General features: G+C 73.4%; 18 protein-coding genes and 3 pseudogenes. 10 read left to right on the top strand and 11 right to left on the bottom strand.

Going from position 1 to position 20,386, the window contains the following annotated elements:
• Positions 1–23: 23 nt before the first annotated feature.
• Positions 24–296 carry a hypothetical protein gene (locus DRB96_RS37050; protein WP_162688647.1) on the bottom strand — a complete coding sequence of 91 codons (273 nt, stop codon included), beginning with the start codon at positions 294–296 and terminating at the stop codon, positions 24–26.
• Between the two features lie 83 nt (positions 297–379).
• A pseudogene (locus DRB96_RS37045) lies at positions 380–1,093 on the bottom strand (hypothetical protein); the annotation flags it as partial.
• Here DRB96_RS37045 and DRB96_RS37040 point away from each other — a divergent pair.
• Together DRB96_RS37040 and DRB96_RS37035 are read left to right on the top strand one after the other, a co-directional pair.
• A pseudogene (locus DRB96_RS37040) lies at positions 1,094–1,255 on the top strand (3-hydroxyacyl-CoA dehydrogenase family protein); the annotation flags it as partial. It lies immediately after the preceding pseudogene.
• A gap of 120 nt (positions 1,256–1,375) precedes the next feature.
• Positions 1,376–2,011: a TetR/AcrR family transcriptional regulator gene (locus DRB96_RS37035; RefSeq protein WP_112452352.1), complete on the top strand. Its 636-nt coding sequence runs from the start codon at positions 1,376–1,378 to the stop codon at positions 2,009–2,011.
• A gap of 64 nt (positions 2,012–2,075) precedes the next feature.
• Here DRB96_RS37035 and DRB96_RS37030 read toward each other — a convergent pair whose 3' ends face one another.
• The 3 genes from DRB96_RS37030 to DRB96_RS37020 are packed head-to-tail and all read right to left on the bottom strand — an operon-like array spanning position 2,076 to position 4,793.
• The gene (locus DRB96_RS37030; protein ID WP_112452351.1) at positions 2,076–3,479 is read right to left on the bottom strand and encodes a HAMP domain-containing sensor histidine kinase; all 1,404 of its coding nucleotides are present in this window, start codon (positions 3,477–3,479) and stop codon (positions 2,076–2,078) included.
• Positions 3,476–4,207 carry a response regulator transcription factor gene (locus DRB96_RS37025; RefSeq protein WP_112452350.1) on the bottom strand — a complete coding sequence of 244 codons (732 nt, stop codon included), beginning with the start codon at positions 4,205–4,207 and terminating at the stop codon, positions 3,476–3,478. The genes DRB96_RS37030 and DRB96_RS37025 overlap by 4 nt, the downstream gene beginning before the upstream one ends.
• Positions 4,208–4,232: 25 nt before the next feature.
• Positions 4,233–4,793, bottom strand: coding sequence for a hypothetical protein (locus DRB96_RS37020; RefSeq protein ID WP_112452349.1), 561 nt, complete (start codon positions 4,791–4,793; stop codon positions 4,233–4,235).
• A 155-nt stretch (positions 4,794–4,948) separates the two neighbouring features.
• Here DRB96_RS37020 and DRB96_RS37015 point away from each other — a divergent pair, with 155 nt between their 5' ends.
• On the top strand, positions 4,949–5,272 hold the full coding sequence (locus tag DRB96_RS37015; protein ID WP_112452348.1) for a putative quinol monooxygenase: 324 nt from the start codon (positions 4,949–4,951) through the stop codon (positions 5,270–5,272).
• Positions 5,273–5,298: 26 nt separating this feature from the next.
• Here DRB96_RS37015 and DRB96_RS37010 read toward each other — a convergent pair whose 3' ends face one another.
• From DRB96_RS37010 to DRB96_RS37000, 3 genes are all read right to left on the bottom strand, one after another.
• Entirely contained in the window at positions 5,299–5,742 is a 444-nt protein-coding gene (locus tag DRB96_RS37010; RefSeq protein ID WP_112452347.1) for a CBS domain-containing protein, read from the bottom strand.
• Positions 5,743–5,890: 148 nt separating this feature from the next.
• Complete coding sequence (locus DRB96_RS37005; RefSeq protein ID WP_112452346.1) at positions 5,891–6,304, bottom strand: SsgA family sporulation/cell division regulator; 414 nt, start codon at positions 6,302–6,304, stop codon at positions 5,891–5,893.
• 118 nt (positions 6,305–6,422) lie between these two features.
• Complete coding sequence (locus tag DRB96_RS37000; protein ID WP_112454208.1) at positions 6,423–7,031, bottom strand: TetR/AcrR family transcriptional regulator; 609 nt, start codon at positions 7,029–7,031, stop codon at positions 6,423–6,425.
• 116 nt (positions 7,032–7,147) lie between these two features.
• On the opposite strand from DRB96_RS37000, the gene DRB96_RS36995 reads away from it, so the two are divergent.
• Both DRB96_RS36995 and DRB96_RS36990 read left to right on the top strand, forming a co-directional pair.
• Positions 7,148–7,777: an NAD(P)H-dependent oxidoreductase gene (locus DRB96_RS36995; protein WP_112452345.1), complete on the top strand. Its 630-nt coding sequence runs from the start codon at positions 7,148–7,150 to the stop codon at positions 7,775–7,777.
• 378 nt (positions 7,778–8,155) lie between these two features.
• A complete protein-coding gene (locus tag DRB96_RS36990; RefSeq protein WP_112452344.1) occupies positions 8,156–8,377 on the top strand; it encodes a DUF6243 family protein in 222 nt (73 codons plus the stop codon).
• Positions 8,378–8,471: 94 nt separating this feature from the next.
• On the opposite strand, the gene DRB96_RS36985 is transcribed toward DRB96_RS36990, so the two are convergent.
• Positions 8,472–9,035 (bottom strand): winged helix-turn-helix domain-containing protein, encoded by a 564-nt coding sequence (locus DRB96_RS36985; RefSeq protein WP_239516398.1) that lies wholly within the window; start codon positions 9,033–9,035, stop codon positions 8,472–8,474.
• 756 nt (positions 9,036–9,791) lie between these two features.
• On the opposite strand from DRB96_RS36985, the gene DRB96_RS36980 reads away from it, so the two are divergent.
• The 3 genes and pseudogenes from DRB96_RS36980 to DRB96_RS45440 form a co-directional block, all read left to right on the top strand.
• Positions 9,792–10,994 (top strand): acyl-CoA dehydrogenase, encoded by a 1,203-nt coding sequence (locus DRB96_RS36980; protein WP_112452343.1) that lies wholly within the window; start codon positions 9,792–9,794, stop codon positions 10,992–10,994.
• A 49-nt stretch (positions 10,995–11,043) separates the two neighbouring features.
• Positions 11,044–11,502, top strand: a complete 459-nt coding sequence (locus DRB96_RS36975; protein WP_112452342.1) for an Rrf2 family transcriptional regulator — start codon at positions 11,044–11,046, stop codon at positions 11,500–11,502.
• A 363-nt stretch (positions 11,503–11,865) separates the two neighbouring features.
• Positions 11,866–12,102: pseudogene (locus tag DRB96_RS45440) on the top strand (sulfate ABC transporter substrate-binding protein); the annotation flags it as partial.
• A 121-nt stretch (positions 12,103–12,223) separates the two neighbouring features.
• Here the strand turns inward: DRB96_RS45440 and DRB96_RS36965 are convergent.
• Both DRB96_RS36965 and DRB96_RS36960 read right to left on the bottom strand, forming a co-directional pair.
• Positions 12,224–13,624: a M1 family metallopeptidase gene (locus DRB96_RS36965; RefSeq protein ID WP_112452341.1), complete on the bottom strand. Its 1,401-nt coding sequence runs from the start codon at positions 13,622–13,624 to the stop codon at positions 12,224–12,226.
• 100 nt (positions 13,625–13,724) lie between these two features.
• Positions 13,725–17,666: a Pls/PosA family non-ribosomal peptide synthetase gene (locus DRB96_RS36960; protein ID WP_112452340.1), complete on the bottom strand. Its 3,942-nt coding sequence runs from the start codon at positions 17,664–17,666 to the stop codon at positions 13,725–13,727.
• 325 nt (positions 17,667–17,991) lie between these two features.
• On the opposite strand from DRB96_RS36960, the gene DRB96_RS46130 reads away from it, so the two are divergent.
• Entirely contained in the window at positions 17,992–19,491 is a 1,500-nt protein-coding gene (locus tag DRB96_RS46130) for a serine/threonine-protein kinase (RefSeq protein WP_204357912.1), read from the top strand.
• A 182-nt stretch (positions 19,492–19,673) separates the two neighbouring features.
• The gene (locus DRB96_RS36945) at positions 19,674–20,318 is read left to right on the top strand and encodes a hypothetical protein (protein WP_239516483.1); all 645 of its coding nucleotides are present in this window, start codon (positions 19,674–19,676) and stop codon (positions 20,316–20,318) included.
• Positions 20,319–20,386: the final 68 nt, after the last annotated feature.

Here is a 20,386-nt window from a genome sequence, read left to right as displayed (position 1 = left end):
CGGGGGCACTTCGCGTCGTGCCGCTACGGCGCGGCCACCGGCATGACGTGGCCGAGCAGGCCCTCCCTCACATAAGGCCCTTCACAGTCGGCCCTGTTGGAGACGAAGTGGTCGAATGCGGAAGGTGCGTAGCACCGGTAGAGGGGCACCGAGCCCGGCACCGCCTTGGTGTACACGTATCCGACCGCGCCGAGGGGCTGTTGGCCCTCGCACCCCGGGTCGGCGGTCAGCAGCGAGTGGTCGGCCGCCTTGCACTCGTAGAGCCGGACCGTGCCGGGCGCGGGGTCCCTCAGCACCTTCCACACCCCCTCGTGGGTGAACCCGGCGGGCAGGGGGCGCGAGGAGGCCAGGTGTCCGGCGTGGGGGCGGTGGCCGCGGACCAGTCCGGTACGAGGCCGTAGTGGGTGCCGCCGCCGTCCGTGTTGACGTCCCAGACGCGCGAGCCGGTGACCTGCCGGTCGAGGACCGAGCCGCCGTCGGGGCTGCGGAAGGGGTAGCGGACGGGGTCTGCGCCCGCGGCCCGGGGGCCGGGGAGCCAGGCGAAGCCGTTCATGTCGGTGCCGATCCCGTACCCGGCGCCGTACTTGGCGCGCAGGGCGGCGTGCCGGCGCGCCTCGGCGGTGAACGCGGGCGCCTCGTACATGTGGCCGGTGACGAAGCCGCCCAGGCGGTAGACCCGCTCGGTCCAGTTGTCGTCCATCCAGCCGTGGGTGGAGAGCACGCCGGAGTAGCGTTCGGATTCGAGCATCCGCAGCGCCTGGTTGGCCGCCTTGACGCTCATGTGGTCGATCTCCAGCATCATGTTGCGCTTGGTCATGCCCAGCACCGCGTACTCGCCGAGTGCGGTCAGGCCCCGGCGGTTGCACTGCGCCGCCTGCAAGGAGGCTCCGGACGAGGGCAGTTCGACTCCTTCGGGCAGGGCCCCCCGGACGCGGGACTCCGCCTGCGCCGCCGCCCCCGGCGCCTCCTGGAGACCCTGGCCCCCGGCGGCGAGCCCGAAGCCGATCGGGTTGTCGTGCTCGGGACCGGGGCAGGGCTCCGTGCTCCAGAAGGTGCCCGTCGACAGGAACTGGCCGACGTAGACGGCCATGCCCTGGCCGACCTCATCGGACTGGACACCGTCCAGGCGATCGCCCGGTCGATGTACGCGGAGTACCGGGAGCCGTTGTACGCCCCGCCGCCGCTGCTGGCCCGGATGGTGGACGCGGGCCTGCTCGGCCGCACGACCGGCCGGGGTTTCCACACCTACTCCTGACCGCCCGACCCGGGAGCCCCATGCGCGAGGATGGGGGGGTCCGGCGGGCCGGGCCGCCGGGGTCCTTCCACCCAACCCACGCACCCGGTCCGACGGGCGCCGACACGGGGAGCAGCCAACGTGACCAAGGCCGAGCGCGCACTCGAAACGCGTGAGCGAATCCTCACGGCCGCGTGCGAAGTGATCGCCGACATCGGCTTCGAGCACGTCAGCATGCGCAAGGTCGCCGAGCACGCCGGGGTCTCGAAGGCCCTGCTCCACTACCACTTCGACACCCGCGAGAAGCTCTTCGCCGAGGCGATGACGCACTCCTTCGCGAAGACCGGCACGGACACCGGCAGCGACGACGATTCGCGCCCGGCCGCCGTCGTCCTGGCCCGGATCGTACGGAGCATGCTGCCCACCGATCCGGAGCTCCGCCAGGACCGGAAGCTCTGGCAGGAGCTGTGGGTGCGCGCCCTGCGCGACGGCGCGGCCCGGGACCTCGCGGTCGACCTGTACGACCAGTTGCACGCGTGGGTCGCCGGAGTCGTGGAACGGGGCATCGGTTCCGGTGAGTTCACCGACTGCGACGTCGTCGAGGTCAGCACGCTGGTGCTGGCCCTGTGCGACGGCCTGGGCAACCGCCTGCTGCTGGAGGCCCCCCGGATCGACATCGCCACGGCCCAGTCGACGATCTGGCGGGCGATCGCGCCGGCCCTCGGGATCGCCCCGGTCTTCCCCGAGGTCGCGCCGGGGGTCTCCCCGGCGGCCTGACGGCGCGGGCCCACCCCGGGTCCGCCACGGGCCCACCCCGGCCCTCACCGGCCTTCACCGGCCTTCACCGGGCGCGCGGCCGCCCCGTACGACGTCGGGAGGCGCGCGGTCCGCGTCCGGACGGCAGGGGTGCGGCGAGGCCGAAGACCACGGTGATCTGCGCGCCGCCGCGCGGCCCGCGGGCGATGCGCACCGATCCCCCGGTGACGGCCCCGGCCCTGCGCGCGATGTCGAGGCCGAGCCCCGAGGAGCCGCTGCTGCTCCCCCGGGACAGGGCCCGGTCCGGTTCGGGGATGCCCGGACCCGCGTCCTCCACGACCAGTTCCACCGCCTGGGCGGTGCGGGTGACGCGGACGCCGAACGGGGTGCCGGGCGGGGTGTGCCGGAAGACGTTGCCGATGAGCGCGTCCACCACGGCGGCGACGTCGTCTTCGCAGAGGCCGACGGCCGCGGGCTCCTGGGTGAGGTCGAGGGAGCAGGGCCGGTCCTGCTGCTCCGCCAGGACCGCCCAGAAGGCGGTCCGGCGGCGCACGACGTCCGCCGCCTCGCAGCGGGGTCCGGCCGGTCCCGGGCCCGTGGCCTGATGGGCCGTGCCCGCTTCCGGGCCGAGCATGCCCTGGCCCATGGGGCCCACGGCGAGCGGTGTGCGGGCCGCGGTGATGATGGCCTGGAGTTCCGTTTCCAGTGCGCACACGGCGGCCTCGACCCTGGCCGACTCCGGAGAGCCGGCCATGCGTTCCGATGCCAGGTGCAGGGCGGTCAGCGGGGTGCGCAACCGGTGGGACAGGTCGGCGACCAGCTCGCGTTCGACGGCGAGCAGCTCGGTCATCCGGTGGGCCATGGTGTTGAAGGCCACGGCCGCCTCCCGCAGTTCCCTGGGGCCCATCGGGTCCACGCGGGCGTCCAGGTCTCCTTGGCCCAGGGCCTGGGAGGCGTGGGCGAGCCTCTTGGAGGACCTGACGACCTTCGCGCCGAGGCGGTCGGCGACCAGTACGGAACCGCCGACCAGTCCCACGGCGAGGAGGAGCATGACCGCCCAGGAGGCCTTGACCCCGCGGGTCAGCTCCTGTTCGGGGACGAAGTTCTCGATGACGGCCACCTGGTCGCCGGGCAGCACCACCGGCTGCAGGCAGATCCAGCCGCCGGGAATGCGCTGGGAGATGGACTCGCGGCCCTGCCGGGCCCGTTCGAGCAGCGCCCCGGGAGACTTGGATTCGCCGAGGGCCGGGGCGTCCGGCAGGTGCACGACCACGTACTCGGCCGCGTCCATGCTGGCGGCGGACTCCCGCAGGGCGGACGGCTCCGTGGTCAGTGCCAGTACGGGGGCCAGCGCGGCGGCCCGCTGCTCGGCCGCGGTGACGCTCTGCTCCTTGACGAGCGACATCACCAGTGCGGCCAGCGGTATGAGGAAGGAGAGGGCGACCATGGACGTGACGGCGAGCGCCACTCCGGCCAGGGATCGTCTCACCGCGGTGCCACCAGCTTGATGCCGACGCCGCGGACGGTGAGCAGGTAGCGCGGGGCCGCGGCGCGTTCGCCGAGCTTGCGGCGCAGTGAGGACAGGTGCACGTCGACGGTCTGGTCGTCCACGTACGGCTCCCGCCAGACCTCGGTCAGCAGCCGCCGTTTGGAGACGACCTGGCCGGTGTGGTGGGCGAGGAAGGCCAGCAGGTCGAACTCGCGTCGGGTGAGGCGGAGCTCGCGGCCGGACAGGTGGGCGGTGCGCGCCCCGGGGTCCACCGCCAGCTCGCCCACGGTGGTGGGGCGCAGCGGTTCGGCGGCCTGTGCCGGCCGCGATCCGGGGGCGGCGTGCGCGGCATGGGCGGGCTGAAGGCGGCTGGTGCGCCTCAGAACCGCGGAGAGGCGTGCGATGAGCTGGCCCCCGGAGAAGGGTTTGACCAGGTAGTCGTCGGCGCCCGCGTTGAGGAGCCGGATGATTTCCGCTTCGTCGTCGCGGGCGGTGGCCACCAGGACGGGAACGGAGGATATGCCCCGGATCATGCGCAGTGCGTCTCCTCCGTCCAGATCGGGCAGCCCCAGGTCGAGGACCACCGCGTCGAGGGGCGTCTGGGTGACCTCGCGCAGTGCGCCGAACCCGTCGCCCGCGCTGCGCACGGCATACCCGTGCTCCGCCAGGACTTCGATGAGTGACTGGCGGATGCTGGGGTCGTCTTCGACGACCAAGACGCTCGGCATGGGCACACCTTAGGTGAACGGTCGTTCAGTGGCCGACGAAGGCCGGGCCCTCTTCGGTGACGCGCAGGTGGACGGGGCGGTCGGAGACCGGAATGGTGCAGCCCTCCTCGGAGCTGCAGCTCGCGTACCCGAGCAGTACGGTCGCGTCCCCGTTGCCGTCCAGGCGGATCGACAGTGTGGTGGTGACGGGGCCGTCCGGGTACACGGGGACCGGGGCCTCGACCCCGGGCACGCTGATCGTGAGTACGTCCGCCGCGGCCGTCAGCTTCCCGTCCGCCCGCAGGACGCCGGTGACGTCCATCGCGGTCGGCCGCCCCACGCCCTCGATCCCGGTGGCCGGCAGATCGGTGCTGTAGAGGTGGAACCCCTTCTCCTCGGGGGTGAAGAGCGCGGTCAGGGTGGCCCGTGGCGGACGCCAGTCGGAGATCGAGAGCGTGACGGTGACCCCGTTCTCGGTGAAGCTCGTCGTGGGCGCGGAGCCGGTCCCGGCGGGCTGCCCGCCGCATGCCGCGAGGGTGGCCAGGGAGAGGAGGGCGGCCGCGACCCGGGCCTTGCGGGAGTGCCTCACGTACAGGGAAACGTTCATCGGTGGCGCCTTCGTGAAGGAGGAGGGAGGGGAAGGAAGGGGAAGGGAGGGGGACTGTCTCTTAGAAACATCTGACGCTGGCGAAGCTCCACTGTCTGGGGGAGGGTGCGGCGGCGACCGGGAAGCGGTGCGGCGGCCGCGCCTACAATGGCCGAATGATCTTCATTGTGGTCAAATTCCCCGTCAAGCCCGAGTACGTCGAGCAGTGGCCCCGGAAGGTCGCGGCCTTTACCGACGCCACCCGCGCCGAACCGGGCAACCTGTGGTTCGAGTGGTCCCGGAGCCTGGAGGAGCCGGACACCTACGTCCTGGTCGAGGCGTTCCAGGACGACGCGGCGGAGGCGCACGTCACCTCCGACCACTTCCGTGCGGCGCTGGAGACCATGCGCCCGCTGGTCACCCGTACGCCGGAGATCGTCAGCACCACCATCGAGGGCGCGACCGGCTGGAGCCGGATGGGCGAGCTGCAGGTCGACTGACCCTCACCGCTTTCACCGCTCGCCCCTCACCGCTCGCCCCCCTCCGACTCCGACTCCGCCGCCGCTGCCGCGATGGAGGCGAGCGGGGAGCCCGGATCCCGTTCCACTTCCAGGTCGCCCAGGGTGACTATGCCGACGAGCTCGCCGCTCTCGGTGCGCACCGGCAGGCGGCGCAGCGCGTGCCGGCGCATGAGGTCGACGGCCTGGTCGACAAGGTCGTCGGGCCCGACCGTGAGCGGATCGGTGCTGCATATCGCGCGCACGGTCGTCTCGGCGGGATCACGGTCCTCGGCCAAGGCCCGGATGACGAGGTCGCGGTCCGTGAGGATGCCGCGGAGCCGGCCCTGGTCGACGACCAGTACGTCCCCGATTCCGGCGTCGCGCATCACGCGCGCGGCCTCTGCCAGTGAGGTCAGCTGGTCGACCGTCACGGGGTTGCGCGTCATGACCTCGTGGACTCGTCGGGTCATCGCTCCTCCTGGTGCTGGAGGCGGCAGGGCGCCCGCCATGCGGCGCCTACCCTCCCCCGGGCGGCGCAAACCCGGTCGGGGCGACCCTGAGTCCCGGCGGCGATCGGCCGCTGACCTGCGGGTACGGGCGCCGGCGCGGTCGTGGATGTCAGCGGGCCAGGAACTCCTCAAGGAGCCTGTCGAGGTCGAGGGACTCCTCTCCTACGTCGGTGATCGCGTACGTCTGCTCCAGGAAGCCCGAGAGCGCGCGGGCCTCCACGAAGAGGACGGCGTTCCGCTCGCCGTCGGCACTGGGGCCCCGCAGGGCGACGCGGAGTTCGTCGTCGCCGCCGGGTGCCCGGTGGGGGCTGAAGGCGACGTCCCCCTCACCCACCGGGGTGTGGAGTCCCTCGGCCAGCATCTGCCGGTCGAAGTGCCAGCGGGCCAGGACGGTGGGCCCGTCGAAGAAGACCGCCTGGACCACGTACGGGTCTTCGCCGTCGTAGGAGAAACGGGCGCGGAGCGGTACACGGCACCGCTCCGCGTCGAGGCGGACAACGGTCTGGGCAGACACAAAGGACATCTACGGCCTCCGGGGTGGGATGCGCGGTGGCACGCGTGTGCCCCGCTTCACCCTTGTCACGCAGGTCCGATCGGGGGACCCGCCCGGCCGGGGGCCGCCTTCAGTGCGCCGGGGCCGGTCAGGCCCGACAGACGCGCTCGACCAGGTCCTGCCAGGCCCGGGCCATCCGGTCGACGTGGTCGGTGGGTTCCTCGTCCCGGGCGGCCGCCAGGTACAGCAGGAAGGGGCCTTCGAGGGCGGCGGTGAGCTGCACCGCCAGCATGTCGAGGTCCGCGCCGGGGAGGGGAGCCTGGCCGAGGAGCACGCGGATGTGGATCCTCGACATGCTGCGCTCTCCCGCCGGTACCGGCAGGGAGCCGTCGAGAGCGGCCCGGGCGATGGCGTGGTGCCGCAGCTGGAAGGCGATCCGGGCCCGGCCGTAGGCGACCAGCCGCTCCACCGGATCCGCCCCCGGCCCGAGCGGCTCGGGGCCCGACAACACCTCCTCCTGGAGGGCGCGTTCGGCGTCGTCCAGCAAGGCGTGGAAGATGCCCGCGCGGCTGCCGAACCTCCGGAACACCGTCCCCTTGCCCAGGCCCGCCCGCTCGGCCAGGGCGTCCATCGTCAGCTTCTCCACGCCGCGCTCGGCGATCATCTCGCGGGCGGTGGACAGCAGCAGCACGCGGTTGCGGACGGCGTCGGCGCGCTCGGCTCGGGGCGCTCCCACTGGCAGGACGGGTCGATTCACGAGGTCCACGCTACAGCGGGACTTCTAAACGGGGTAAAGTCCGTTTATGCTGGCTGACGGAGCCACCACCGGCCGACCATCCGGGACCTGCATCCCGCTGACCTGCGGAGACACCCATGACCTTGCTGCGTCTTGATTTCAGCCTCTTCCCCGACACCTCGGCCGGCGCCGAGATCGCCGACGTCGTGGAAGCCGAATGGACCGCCGCCCACCCCGGCGAGCCGGTCGTACGCCGCCACCTGGGGACCGACCCCCTTCCGGCCGACGCCTGGGCGCTGGCCACCGTGGCCGGGTTCACACCCGAACCCGCCCGCACCGACGCCCAGCGCGGAGCCCTCGCCCTGGCCGGCGCACTCACGGAGGAGCTCGCGGGCGCCGACGCACTGGTGCTCGCCGTCCCGCTGTACAACTACGGCGTGTCCCAGCACTTCAAGACCTGGGCCGACCTCGTCATCACGGGAGCGGGCGGCCCCACTCCGATCCTGGAGGGCAAGCCGGCCGTACTGGCCACCGTGCGCGGCGGCGGCTACGGCCCCGGCACCCCCCGCGACGGCTGGGACCACTCCACCCCCTACCTCAGGCGCATCCTCGCCGACGTCTGGCAGGCCGACCTCACCGTCATCGAGCGCGAACTCACCCTCGCCGCCACCACCCCGGGCATGGAAGGCCTCCGCGACCAGGCCTCCGAGCTCCACGCGCAAGCCCTGAAAGCCGCCCGCGACACGAACCTCGCCCCGGCCAGCTAGTGCTGTGACCGGAAAGGTCCACCGGGTCGCGGCGCCCGGCACGGCACCTCGCCGCGTTGTCGGACCACACCGGTACGGCCAGTACGAGGCGTGGTCCTCCGCCTTGCGATGCACCGCACCGGACACCACGACCCGGCAAACCTTCCCGGCCACAGCACTAGAGATCATCCCGGGGCGGCGAACGGGTTGGTGTGCGGAGCCGACGGAACCGGGTAACGTCTTTGTCATGTTCTTCCAGTTCTTCCAGGCGCCGATTTACGAGTGAGAGCGTGATGGGCTCCTGCTGACGTCCCTCGACGTCCTGACGTCCTTCGACGTCGCTGCCCGTCCCCCACCGATGAATCCGTAGATCACTTCACATCATTTCCGGGAGAACCCGTGACCGTCAGCAAGAACATCAACAACCCCGTGGGCATGGGCGGCGGCCAGCGCAAGAGGCTGTCCCGCGCCGAACGGCAGAACAACGGTCCGCACCGCAACCTCGACCGCAAGGGTGCCGCCGACCAGAAGGCGGAGCTGGTGCGCAAGATGCGCGAGAAGGCCGACGCGGCCGAGGGCGCCGGGCAGGCGGGCGACGCGGCCGACGCCGCACAGAGCTGACGCACAGCCGCCGCAGGGCGGCACCGCACGGAGCAGGGCCCGGACCGCGACGCGCGGTCCGGGCCCTGCTGCCGTTCGCGCACTTCCGCTCCGCTCACCGGTGATCGGGCACGTACTTGTAGCCGACCCGGCGCACCGTGGAGATGCGGTCCCGGTGGGCGGGACCGAGCTTGCGGCGGAGCCGGGCCACGTGGACGTCGACGGTTCGGCCGTCACCGATGTGCCCGTACCCCCAGATGCCGGAGATCAGGGCCTCCCGCGCGTGCACCGTGTACGGGTGGCTCACGAGGTGGGCCAGGAGGCTGAACTCCAGGTAGGTCAGGTCCAGTTCACGGCCGTCGACCTCGATCATCCGCCGGGCGTGGTCCACCCGGATGGCGTCGTCGGAGCGGACGGGCCCGAGCGGCAGGGCCGGTTCGGGTTCCGGTGCGGGAGCCGGAGCCTGCCCGGTCTCGAAGGGCTGGACCTCCGGGCGTATGCCGTGCGCGTTCATCAGGGCCACCGGATCGACGTTCGCCGGCAGGAACACGAGGTACCCGACGCGGCCGTCGCCCGTCCCGGCGGCGGGGTAGCCGGGCAGGCGGTCGCCGACCAGTTGGAGGCGGGGGGCCGGAGAACGGCGCAGGGCGGGTACGGGAACGGGAAGCGCGGTGGTCACGATGAGCCCCTTCGGCTGCACGGAGTGGGGTACGGATGCCGGATGTCCGGCCACGACGGGGCATGGGGGGCTCCGTGACGGGCCGACCGGGACGGCCGGCGCGCCGCACACACCGGGCGGGCCCGCACGGCACAGAGGGGCCGGGGTGCGGGGAAGCGCGGCACACGGAGGAGGACCGCGACCGGAACGCCGGTGCGCGTCGGAGGAATGCCCTGCGAAGAAGCCCTAGAAGAGTCGGCAGACGGCGCTGGCTACGCGACGGAAGTCAACGTGCCTGCGGCGTACCAACAACGGCTGCGACGGGGACATGGCCACATCGTGAGGTGCGCGACGGGCGCGCGTCAAGACTTCCCTACTAAGAAGATAGGAAATGATGGATGTTCACCGAAGCTGACGCACCGACCGGTACCGATAATGCGGTCAAACCCTCCTGAATGGGTCGTCGCACACCCTTTTGACTCTCCGTCATCTTTCATCCCAAGACGGAAGCGTCCACCATGCGGTCACACCCTTGCCCGGAGGGCCACTTGGGGCGAGTATCCCTATCAATCCGATGGGAAAGGTGGGAATGCGACCGGCACCCCCGCCCGTGCCCGTCACCTCACCCGTGACCACCGGCCGACGCCCGCCGACGCCCGCCGACGCCCGCCGACAACGTTCCGGAGTATCCGACATGACCACCGCCATCCCGCATGGCACCGCCGTCCGCCCGGTCCCCGCGCCACTCACCCGCACCCGGGCCTGTCGGTGACGCCGGTGCCGACGACACCGAGCACCGCCGGCCGCCGGCCCGCCGACGAGCGGCGCCGCACGCTCCTGCGGACCGCGCGCGATGTGGCGGACGACCTCGCCGCCGACGCCATCGCCCGTGACCAGGCGGGCGATTCGCCGACCGACGAGTTGGCCCGGATCCGCGAGGCCGGCCTGCTGGCAGCCCTCACCCCGCCCGGGCCGGGCCGCGGGACGGACTGGCGCACCGGATGCGCCGTCATCCGGAAGATCGCCACGGCGGACAGCTCCATCGGCGACGTACTCGCCCGCCACTACGTCCACGCCTGGAGCGGACGCTTCTACGGGAGCCACCAGGACCCGGCCGCCTTCGAAGAGGAGTCGGTGCGCGAGCAGTGGCTGTGGACCGGCGCGATCCGCACCCCCGCGCCCGACGACGTCACCGACGGACCGCGCCTCACCCCGAGGCCCCGCAACACCGGCTACCTGCTGACCGGCCGCCGGTTCGTGGACACGGCCGCGGCCGTTTCCGACCAGCTGGTGGTGGACGCCGTCTGCGCCGCGACCGGCGACGTCCTGGTCGTACGCATCGCGCCCGGTACGCGGGGCGTGACCGTCGAGCCCGCGCACGACCGCCTCGGGCAGCGCGTCGCGGGCGCGGGGCAGGTCGTGCTCGACCGGGTCTCCGTCACGCCCGAGCAGGTGCTGGACCATCGGCCGTACGACGAGGAGTCGACCGCCCCGTTCACCGCGCTCGCCGAGCCGGCGCTCCAGCTCGCCCTGTGCCACGTCGGCCTCGGCATCGCCGAGGGCGCCCTCACCGAAGCACGCGACCTCAGCAGGGGCGGGCGCGCGTACCGGCTGCCCGGTGAGGACCCGGACCTCTTCCTGACGTACGGGGAGCTCGCCTCTGCCGCCCAGACGGCCACCGCCATGGTCGACCGGGCCACAGAGGTGATGGCGCAGGCCCTGGACACGGGTGCGCGGCTCGACGACGAGGAGCCCGCGGGCGTCGCCGCGCTGGTCGCCACGGCCGAGACCGTGACGTCGAAGGCGGCCCTGCACATCACCGCGCGGGTGCTGGAACTCGCCGACGCCCCCGGCCTGGACCGCTTCTGGCGCAACGCCCGCGTCCTGACGGCCCACCACCCCGCCGCACACCGACTGCGCTCCATCGGCGAGCACTACATCAACGGCTCCCACCGGGCGATGGCCGCGACCTTCCGCTGACCCGGGGCGCCCGGACGCGGGCCGACTCCGGGTGCGGGATAATGCCACCATGCGGATTTCAGCCAGGGCGGACTACGCGGTACGTGCCGCACTGCAGCTTGCCGCGTCGCAGGACGACGGCCCGGTCAAGGCCGAAGCCATCGCCGACGCGCAGGACATCCCGCACAAGTTCCTCGAGGGCATCCTCAACGACATGCGCCGGGGCGGTCTCGTACTGAGCCAGCGCGGCGGCAACGGCGGCTACCGGCTGGCCAAGCCCGCCCAGTCCATCAGCATCGCGGACGTCATCCGCGTCGTGGACGGACCGCTCGTCTCGGTGCGCGGGGTCCGCCCGCCGGACCTGTCCTACACCGGTCCCGCCGAGGCCCTGCTCCCCCTGTGGATCGCACTGCGGGCCAACGTGCGCGAGATCCTCGACGGCGTGTCGCTCGCCGACGTCGCGTCCTCGGACCTGCCGGCCGCCGTGTCCGAGCTGGCCCACGCCCCGGACGCCTGGACCAATCCCTGACCTCCCGCCGGCACATCGACCTGGTCCGTACGTCCAGCGCCATCTGTCAGCCCGCCTGAGGCTGTCGCAAGCCGTCCCCAGAAGCCGGCCCCAGGCGCAGAGCTTCACCGGCGCCGCTGTGCCGCCCCGCTCACCGTCGGCCCGGCGGCCGCCCCTCGACCCGCCTCACCACCCGCGCGCTTTCCGGCGCGGGTGAGCGATGCACGGTCCGGCCGCCCCCTGAGGTCCGCCGCCCCTCCGCACCCCGACCCGCGACCGCGATCCCGTCGCCCGCGGCCGGGAGCGGATGTCGGGGATGCCGATGACTTCGCCGAGCCCGTTCTCCGTACTTCCCCGATCCACATCCCGTGAAAGGACACCTCCGTGTCTGCCGCCAGACCGCTCACCACCCTGCGCACCATCGCCGCCATCACCGCGCTTCCCCTGCTGCTCACCGCTTGCGGTTACGGTTCCGACGCGAAGAAGGACGATGCTCCCGCCAAGGAGGTCGCCGCCGGCGGCAAGAAGCTCTCGGCCTCCGAGGTCCGCATCGGCTACTTCCCCAACCTGACGCACGCCACCGCGCTCGTCGGCCTCCAGGAAGGCCTGATCGCCAAGGACCGCTGGGAGGGGCCCCCGGGCGGAGGGCCGCCGCTTGTACTGGACGTACTTCGGTGGTCCGACAACGCGGCGAGGTGCCGTGCCGGGCGCCGCGACCCGGTGAACCTTTCCGGTCACAGCACTAGCGCCAGACCCCGCCCGCGGACCCGCCGTTCGTGGGCGGGTATCCGGGCATCGCCGGCGCCGGCGGGCGGCCGGGCGACGCGGGCAGCGGGGGGAGGGCGCTCTCGTACAGCCACGCCGAGAACAGGTCGTCCAGCGGCTCGGCCGCGTAGCGGGCCGCGTGGGCGGTGAAGCCGGCGGTGGTCACCACTCCGTGGCGGTGCACGGCGGCCCAGTCGCGCAGCATCCGGAAGAACGCTCCGTCACCCAGGGCGCAGCGGATCGCGTGCACGGCGAGGCCGCCGCGCTGGTACAGCCGGTCGTCGAACATCAGCTTGCGGCCCGGGTCCGCCAGCCGCAGGTCCTGCGGCTGCGAGGCGAGCAGCCGGTGCGCCGCGGCGGCCAGCTCGTGCGCGCCGCGGCCGCCGGAGCGCTCCGACCAGAGCCATTCGGCGTACTTGGCGAAGCCCTCGTTGAGCCAGATGTGCCGCCAGTCCGCGATGGTCACGCTGTTGCCGAACCACTGGTGCGCCAGCTCGTGGGCGACCAGGCGCTCCGAGCCGCGCGCTCCGTCCACGTGGTTGGCGCCGAACAGGGAGAGGCCCTGGGCCTCCACCGGGACGTCCAGCTCCTCGTCGGCGACGACGACGGCGTACTCCCCGAAGGGATAGGGCCCGAACAGCTCCTCGAACAGCCGCATCATGGCGGGCTGCCGGGCGAAGTCGCGGGAGAACCGCGACAGCAGGTGCGCCGGGACGTGGGCGCTCTGCGGCACGCCGCCGAGCCCGGGGTCCCCGAGGAGCACCGTCTGGTACATGCCGATGGACAGCCCGACCAGGTAGCTGGAGGTCGGCGCGGACTGCTCGTAGACCCAGGTGGTCGTGCTGGCCCCGGTCGTCCTGGTGAGCAGGCGGCCGCCGGCCACGACCGTGTAGGCGGACGGCGTGTTGATCGAGAGGTGGTACGAGGCCTTGTCGGCGGGCCGGTCGTTGCAGGGGTACCAGGAGGGTGCGCCGACCGGCTGGCTGGCCACGAGCGCCCCGTCGGTCAGCTCCTCCCAGCCGAGGCCGCCCCAGGGGCTGCGCACCGGCTTGGGGTTGCCCGCCCAGTGCACCTCCACGGTGAAGGCGGCGCCGGCGGGCAGCGGCTTGGCCGGCCGGATGCGGAGCTTGCCGCTCCGGTGGGTGTAGTGCGGGGCCCGGCCGTTCACCAGGATCCGGCCCACTTTGAACTCGGCGAGGTTCAGGTCGAACTCGGCGAGCGCGGCCCGCCCGGCGATGGCGCTGAGCCGGGCCGTCCCGGCCAGCCGGTTGGGGCCCGGGCGGTATTCCAGAGCGAGTTCGTACCGGTGCACGCGGTAACGGTGGTCGCCGTTGGCCGGAAAGTACGGGTCCGATGCCGCTGTCTTCTGGCCGCTCACTGCCGCTTCCGCTCCCTGCGCTGTGCGTGTTGGTACGACGTGCCGACGCCGCCCTCGCGGGCGCCGCGGCGCGGACGGCCCCCAGTGGCGCGGACGCCCTTCAGGACCGCCACGCCTCGATCGGATTGCCCAGCCAGCGGCTGTCGGCGGGGACGGATTCCCCGGCCATCACGAGTGAGGCGGGACCCAGTGTGCTGCGTGCCCCGACCGTGCTCCCGGGCAGGACGATCCCGCCGGGGCCCAGGGTGGCACCCTCGCCGAGGACCACAGTATCCGTCCTCAAGATCCGGTCGTGGAAGAGGTGTGTCTGCAGTACACAGCCCCGGTTCACGCTGACCGCGTCGCCGAGCACCACCAGGTCCGTCTCCGGCAGCCAGTAGCTCTCGCACCACACGCCCCGCCCGATCCGGGCCCCGAGGGCGCGCAGCCAGAGCGACAGCAGCGGCGTGCCGGGTACGGATCCGGCCAGCCACGGAACGGCCAGGACCTCGACGAAGGTGTCGGCCAGTTCGTTGCGCCAGACGAACCCGCTCCACAGCGGGTGCTCCCCCGTCCGGTGGCGGCCGACCAGCAGCCACTTCGCGGCCACGGAGACCGTGCACGCGGCCAGGCCCGCGGCGAGCAGGACCGCTCCGGAGAGCAGCGCGGTCCCCCAGGGGCCCAGCGCTTCGGGGGCGGCGAGCGCGCAGAACGCCGCCACGGTCAGGACGGCCAGCGCGGCCGAGCAGAAGACGGGGACGAGGCGGCACAGCTCGACCAGGCCGCGCGCCCACAGCAGGTGCGCGGGAGGGTCGTACGTCCGGCTCTGGTCGGCGTCCGCGGCGGAGCGGGGCAGCCGCACCGGCGGCAGGCCCAGGTACGAGCTGCCCTTCTTGGCCTTCTTCGGCGTGGCCGACAGGACGCCGACCAGCCCGTCGTCCGGGACGTTGCGGCCCGGCGCGGTCATTCCCGAATTGCCGAGGAAGGCCCGGCGGCCGATCTCGGAGTGTCCGATGCGCATCCAGCCGCCGCCCAGTTCGTAGGGGGCGGTCAGGGTGTCGTCGGCCAGGAACGCGCCTTCGCCCACGGTGGTGAGGCTCGGCAGCGCGAGCACGGTGGACACCTCCGCACCCCGGCCGATCTTCATGCCGAGCAGCCGGAGCCACACCGGTGTGATCAGCCCGGCGTACAGGGGGAAGAGCGTCTCCCGGGACAGGTCCATGAGCTGGGTGGCCGTCCAGGCCTGCCAGCCGATCCGGCTGTGCGTCGGATGGACTCCGGTGCGCAGCCCGAGGCTGAGCAGGCGCACCGAGACCAGCAGGAGCAGGGCGTACGCGAACCCGAAGGCGAGCGCCCCGGGCACCACCGCGAGCAGGGCTCCGCGCAGGGCCTGGGCGAGCCCGGCACCGGCGGGCACGAACCGGTCCGCCACGAGCAGGGCGGGCACGACCGCGAGCACGGGCAGGCCGGTGAGGCAGGCGCCGGCCGCTCCGTACGCGGCGCGCCAGCGCAGCGGCCGCGGCGGGCGCTCCCCCGGCCAGTTCCGCTTGGCCTTGCCGAGCTTGCCGGCGGGGGCTCCGGCCCAGCGCTGGCCGGTGGGGATCTGCCCGACCACGGCGGAGCCGGGGGCCACCTCGGCCCGCTTGCCGACCCGTGCGCCGGGGAAGAGGATGCTGCGGGTGCCGACCACGGCGCCCGCGCCGACCTTGACCGGGCCGATCTCGAGGTGGTCGCCGTCCAGCCAGTGCCCGGAGAGGTCCACCTCGGACTCCACGGCGCAGCCGCGTCCCAGTTTGAGCATGCCGGTGACCGGGGGCAGCGAGTGCAGGTCCACCTCGGGGCCGATCTTGGCGCCCAGGGCCCTCGCGTAGCGCTCCAGCCAGGAGCCGGTGAGCGAGGTCGCGCCGGAGTACTCGGCGAGCCGCTCGGCGGTCCACAGCCTCAGGTGCACGCTTCCGCCGCGCGGGTGGCGCCCGGCCTTGACCCCGCGCAGCAGCAGGCGTGCGCCGCCGGCGGCGATCGCGAGGCGGCCCGGCGGGCTGAAGAGCAGCGCCGCCCCGGCGGCGACGAGCCACCAGGAGGCGGCCGGCGCCCACGGGTAGGCCCCGGACCAGTGCAGTACGTTGCCCAGCGCGAGCAGGGCCACCGTCCAGCGCAGGCCGATCAGCGTGAACAGCGGGAGCAGCAGCAGCGACTGCACCACCTTGGCGCGCGTCGGCACGGGCACCACGGTCCGGGTCGCGCCGTCGTCCTGCGCGGACTTCTCCAGGTGCCGGGCCAGCTTGCGCAGGGTGGGCTGCTGGTAGATGTCGAGTACGGCGGCGCTGGGGTAGCGGGTGCGCAGCCGGGTGGTGAGCTGGGCGGCGGCGAGGCTGCTGCCGCCGATGGCGAAGAAGTCGTCGGCGGCGGCGGTGACGGCCACGCCGAGGGTCTCGCTCCACTGCTCGGCGAGCCAGGCCTCGGTGCCGTACAGCTGTTCGGCGGGGCCGGTGGTCTCCAGTTCGGGCAGCGGCCAGGGCAGTGCGTTGCGGTCCACCTTCCCGGAGGTGCGGGTCGGCAGCTCGTCCACGGGTGCGAGCAGCGGGACGAGGGCCGCGGGCAGCTCGGCGCGCAGCCGGGTCACGGCCGCCGCGTGGTCCCAGCCCTCCTGGGTGACGAGGTAGCCGACGAGCAGCTGGTTGCCGCTGCGCGCGGTGCGGACGGCGGCGGCCGCGCCGGCGACGCCGGGCAGGGCCTGGAGCGCGGCGTCGACCTCGCCCAGTTCGATCCGCCGGCCGCCGAGCTTGATCTGCTCGTCGCCCCGGCCGAGGAAGACCAGGCCCTCCGGTTCGGCCCGGACGAGGTCGCCGCTGCGGTAGGCGCGCTGCCAGCCGAGGGATTCCAGGGGGGCGTACTTCTCGGCGTCCTTGTCGGGGTCCAGGTAGCGGGCCAGGCCGACGCCGCCGATCACGAGCTGGCCGCTGCCGCCCATGGGCACCGGCTCGCCGGACTCGTCGACGACGGCCAGCTCCCAGCCGTTCAGCGGGAGCCCGATGCGGATCGGCTCCTCACCGGTCAGCAGGGCGGCGCAGGCGACGACGGTGGCCTCGGTGGGTCCGTAGGTGTTCCAGACCTCGCGGCCCTCCGTGACCAGGCGCTGGGTCAGCTCGGGCGGGCAGGCCTCGCCGCCGAAGATCAGCAGGCGGACCTCGTTGAGGGTCTCGGGCTCCCAGAGCGCGGCCAGGGTCGGCACGGTGGAGACGACGGTGATCTCCTGTTCCGCCAGCCAGGGGCCGAGGTCGGCGCCGCTGCGCACCTGGGAGCGCGGGACGGGCACGAGGCAGGCGCCGTAGCGCCAGGCCAGCCACATCTCCTCGCAGGAGGCGTCGAAGGCGACGGACAGTCCGGCCATGACCCGGTCCCCGGGTCCGATCGGCTCCTCGCTGAGGAACAGCGCGGCTTCGGCGTCCACGAAGGCGGCGGCGCTGCGGTGGCTGACGGCGACGCCCTTGGGCTTGCCGGTGGAGCCGGAGGTGAAGATGATCCACGCGTCGTGCCCGGGACCGGGCCGCGCGGCGGATCTCGGGGCGTCCGCGAGGCCGGTGGCCGCGATGCGCTGTCCCGCGCCCAGCACCGCCCGCACCCCGGCCTCGGCGAAGACGAGCTCGGCCCGCTCGTCCGGGTCCTCGGCGTCCACGGGCACGTAGGCGGCGCCCGCGGCGAGGACGGCGAGGATCCCCGCGTACAGCTCGTTGGTCCCGGACGGCACGCGGACGCCGACGCGGTCGCCGAGCCCCACTCCGGCGGCCGCGAGGGCGCGCTTGCGGCGCTCGACCTCGGCGGCCAGCGCGCGGTAGGTCAGCTGTTCGGTGCCGTCGTCCAGGGCGAGGTCGTCGGGGTACGCCCGTACGGAGGCCTCGAAGATGTCGACGAGGGTGCGCGTCGGGGCGGCGGGCCCGGCGGAGAACCGGGCGGACTTGCCGGCCTCCTCGAACCCCTCCGCCGCTTCGAGCACGGTCCCGTCGTCGGGCACGGTCCCGTCGTCGAGCAGAGTGAGTTCACCGTGCTCTGGTGTGGCTGCCATCGGCCCTCGCGTCTCGGTCCCGGAAACGTCCCGGGTCGCCGGGCGGAGCCCGGGTCTGCCCAGGTTGTTCCGGTCCAGCACCAAACAACCCGCCAGTCTAGTGGGCGGTCCGGAAGTTTCTTGCAGAAGGCTTGCGCGTGGCCGGGAAGGAACGGTAAGGAGGCCGCGCGGTGTCGCGGCGGCGGCAGCCGGCCACCGGCGTGCGCGGCGGGCTGCGCGGCAGCCTGTGTGACAGGGCCCACCCGGTGACCGTGCAGGCACCAAGTACCCTCGTCCCGACCGACTTTGGCTGACCACCAACAAGCAGGGACGGCAAGGGGCGCACATGTGGGGACGGGGGACGGTACTAGGGGACCGTTACACGCTGGCCGAGCGGATCGGCGGGGGCGGCATGGGCGAGGTCTGGCGGGCCGACGACGGCGTGCTCAGACGGCAGGTCGCGGTGAAGGTGCTGCTTCCGGCGCTGCTCGACGACATCGGGTTCGCGGCGAGGTTCCGCCGGGAGGCCATGGTCCTCGCCTCGCTCAGCCACCCCGGGATCGTCGACGTCCACGACTACGGCGAGAGCCGGATCGAGTCCGGCGAGATGGTCGCGTACATCGTGATGGAGCTCGTCGAGGGCCGGCCGCTCAACGAGGTCCGCGCGCAGAGCGGGCCGCTCCCCGCCGAGCAGGTGCTGGACATCGCCGGGCAGGCCCTGGACGCGCTGCACGCCGCCCACCTGCAGGGCGTGACGCACCGGGACATCAAGCCGTCGAACCTGATGCTCGGTGACGACGGCCGGGTCACGGTCACGGACTTCGGCATCGCCCGTTCCAGTGCGGCCAGCATCGGGATCACCGACTCGCACGCGGTGCTCGGCACAGCGCTCTACATGGCGCCCGAGCAGGCGGAGGGGCTCGGCGCCGTCGCGGCGTCCGATCTCTACTCCACGGGCGTGGTCTGCTACGAACTGCTGACCGGCGAGCCGCCGTTCACCGGTGAGTCGGTCATCGAGATCGCGCTCAAGCACATCCGCGAGCCGGTGCCGGCCCTTCCCGAGGAGTTCCCGGCGCCGGTGCGCGCCTTCGTCGCCAGGGCGCTGGCCAAGCAGCCGCAGGAGCGGTACGCCGACGCCTCGGTGATGGCCGCGGCGGCGCGGCGTGCGGCGGCCGGCCGGCCGCTCGGCGAGCTCGACGCGCCGGCCGGGCCGACCGTGCCCCGGCCGGACGGTGCGGCCCTGCCCGCGGTGGCGGTGACGCCGACGGCGGCCGACGGGTCGAGGCGGAACCGGCTGAAGTGGCTGAAGTGGCTGAGCGTCCCGGCGGGCATCGCCGTACCGCTCGCGGTCACCGTGACGCTCACGGTGACGGTGGCCGTCACCGTCCTCTACATCGATCCCCGCGGCCGGCAGTCCGACGCGCCGACGGCGGGACGGGAGCCGTCCGCCTCCGTGTCCGCCCCGGTGTCCGGCAGCGGGAGCCAGAGCCCCGGCGCGTCCCCCTCCGGCACCCCGGGCGAGGTGACGCCGGGCGCGTCGGCCCCGCCGCCGGGCGGGGACCCCGGCGGCCAGGGCGGCGCCGGCGGGGCGGTTCCGCCGGCCGCGCCGAACCCCGCGCAGGGGGCCGGCGGCGCCGGCGCGGGCGGCCGGACGAGTAGCCGGCCCCTAGACACATCTGACGGCGCCGTGGAGACCGAGCGCCTCTCCCACACCAGCGACGAGCGGATCAAGACCGACCACGGGGCCCGGCCGGCGGACTCCTTCCAGGCCCCGTGGTCGGTCTTGATCCGCTCGTCGCTGGTGTGGGAGAGGCGCTCGGTCTCCACGGCGCCGGGGCGATGGTGACCACGCGCACGCCCGAGGCGGCGACCTCCTCGCGCAGGTTCTCGGACATGGCGTGTCTCGCAACGATTTCCGACCACCAGGAGAGCACCTCGACCCTGTCTCGCGGCGCACCGAAACCAGGGGCCTGACGGCCTGTCGGGACCACGGATTAGGCTGGCGGAATGGGCTACGGGACCGATGGCATGTCGCAAGGGCTGAGCGAGCTGGCCGCCGGCTTCCTGAGCGGGCACGGCGTCCGGGTGGAACGCCGGCAGGTGGAGCCGTACCGGGCGAAGTGGCTGGACCTCGGGGTTCCGGCCGAAGTCATCGACCGGGTGGCGGAGTTCGAGGCCCGCTGGGGCGGTCTCGTCCTGCCTCCGGCGCCCTGGTACGAAGGCGGGCCCCTGGTGTTCGGCGCGGACACCCCCGAGGGGTCGCCCGGGACGGGCTGGTGGTTCTGGGCCGGGGACCAGCGTTCCTCCGTCCCGTTCAGCTTCCTGATCGGCCCGCACGGTGAGTTCGGGATCCGCGGCGCCCGGTGGGTCCCCCTGCACGCCGGTGTCGAGGGGTGGGTCGAGTCCGTGGCCCTCGCACACCACGCCCGGCAGTGGGCGCGCCGGACCACCACGCTGTCGGGGGACGCCGTGGAGGGCCTCGATCTCGGCGGCCTGGAGCCGGTGGCGTCGGTGGCGGGCCTCGCCGACACCTGGTGGCGGGGACCGGGGACGCTGGTCGCCGTCTACCGCGGTGAAGCCGAGGCCTTCGGTATTCCCAGGGCGCTGCGGGCCCAGGTCCACGAAGGCCTGCCCGAGGACGCGTTCTGGTTCGACCTCCGGGCCCGCACCTGACCGGACGGCCACTGACCGCACAGCCACGACCGCACGGCCACGACCGCACGGCCACTGACCGCGCGGCC

Origin of the sequence: Streptomyces sp. ICC1 (assembly GCF_003287935.1) — a bacterium.
In the GTDB taxonomy this organism is placed as follows: domain Bacteria; phylum Actinomycetota; class Actinomycetes; order Streptomycetales; family Streptomycetaceae; genus Streptomyces; species Streptomyces tritrimontium.
Note: the sequence above shows the minus strand (reverse complement) of the source record. Positions and strands in the feature narration are given on the sequence as shown.

Excerpts from the sequence above, each read along its gene's own strand:
- DRB96_RS37025 (WP_112452350.1), bottom strand. The coding sequence starts at position 4,207 with ATGCCGAGCGTCTTGGTCGTCGAAGACGACCCCAGCATCCGCCAGTCA.
- DRB96_RS46130 (WP_204357912.1), top strand. The coding sequence starts at position 17,992 with ATGTGGGGACGGGGGACGGTACTAGGGGACCGTTACACGCTGGCCGAG.
- DRB96_RS36960 (WP_112452340.1), bottom strand. The coding sequence starts at position 17,666 with ATGGCAGCCACACCAGAGCACGGTGAACTCACTCTGCTCGACGACGGG.
- DRB96_RS37020 (WP_112452349.1), bottom strand. The coding sequence starts at position 4,793 with ATGAACGTTTCCCTGTACGTGAGGCACTCCCGCAAGGCCCGGGTCGCG.
- DRB96_RS36995 (WP_112452345.1), top strand. The coding sequence starts at position 7,148 with ATGACCTTGCTGCGTCTTGATTTCAGCCTCTTCCCCGACACCTCGGCC.
- DRB96_RS36975 (WP_112452342.1), top strand. The coding sequence starts at position 11,044 with ATGCGGATTTCAGCCAGGGCGGACTACGCGGTACGTGCCGCACTGCAG.
- DRB96_RS36945 (WP_239516483.1), top strand. The coding sequence starts at position 19,674 with ATGTCGCAAGGGCTGAGCGAGCTGGCCGCCGGCTTCCTGAGCGGGCAC.
- DRB96_RS37015 (WP_112452348.1), top strand. The coding sequence starts at position 4,949 with ATGATCTTCATTGTGGTCAAATTCCCCGTCAAGCCCGAGTACGTCGAG.
- DRB96_RS37005 (WP_112452346.1), bottom strand. The coding sequence starts at position 6,304 with ATGTCCTTTGTGTCTGCCCAGACCGTTGTCCGCCTCGACGCGGAGCGG.
- DRB96_RS37010 (WP_112452347.1), bottom strand. The coding sequence starts at position 5,742 with ATGACCCGACGAGTCCACGAGGTCATGACGCGCAACCCCGTGACGGTC.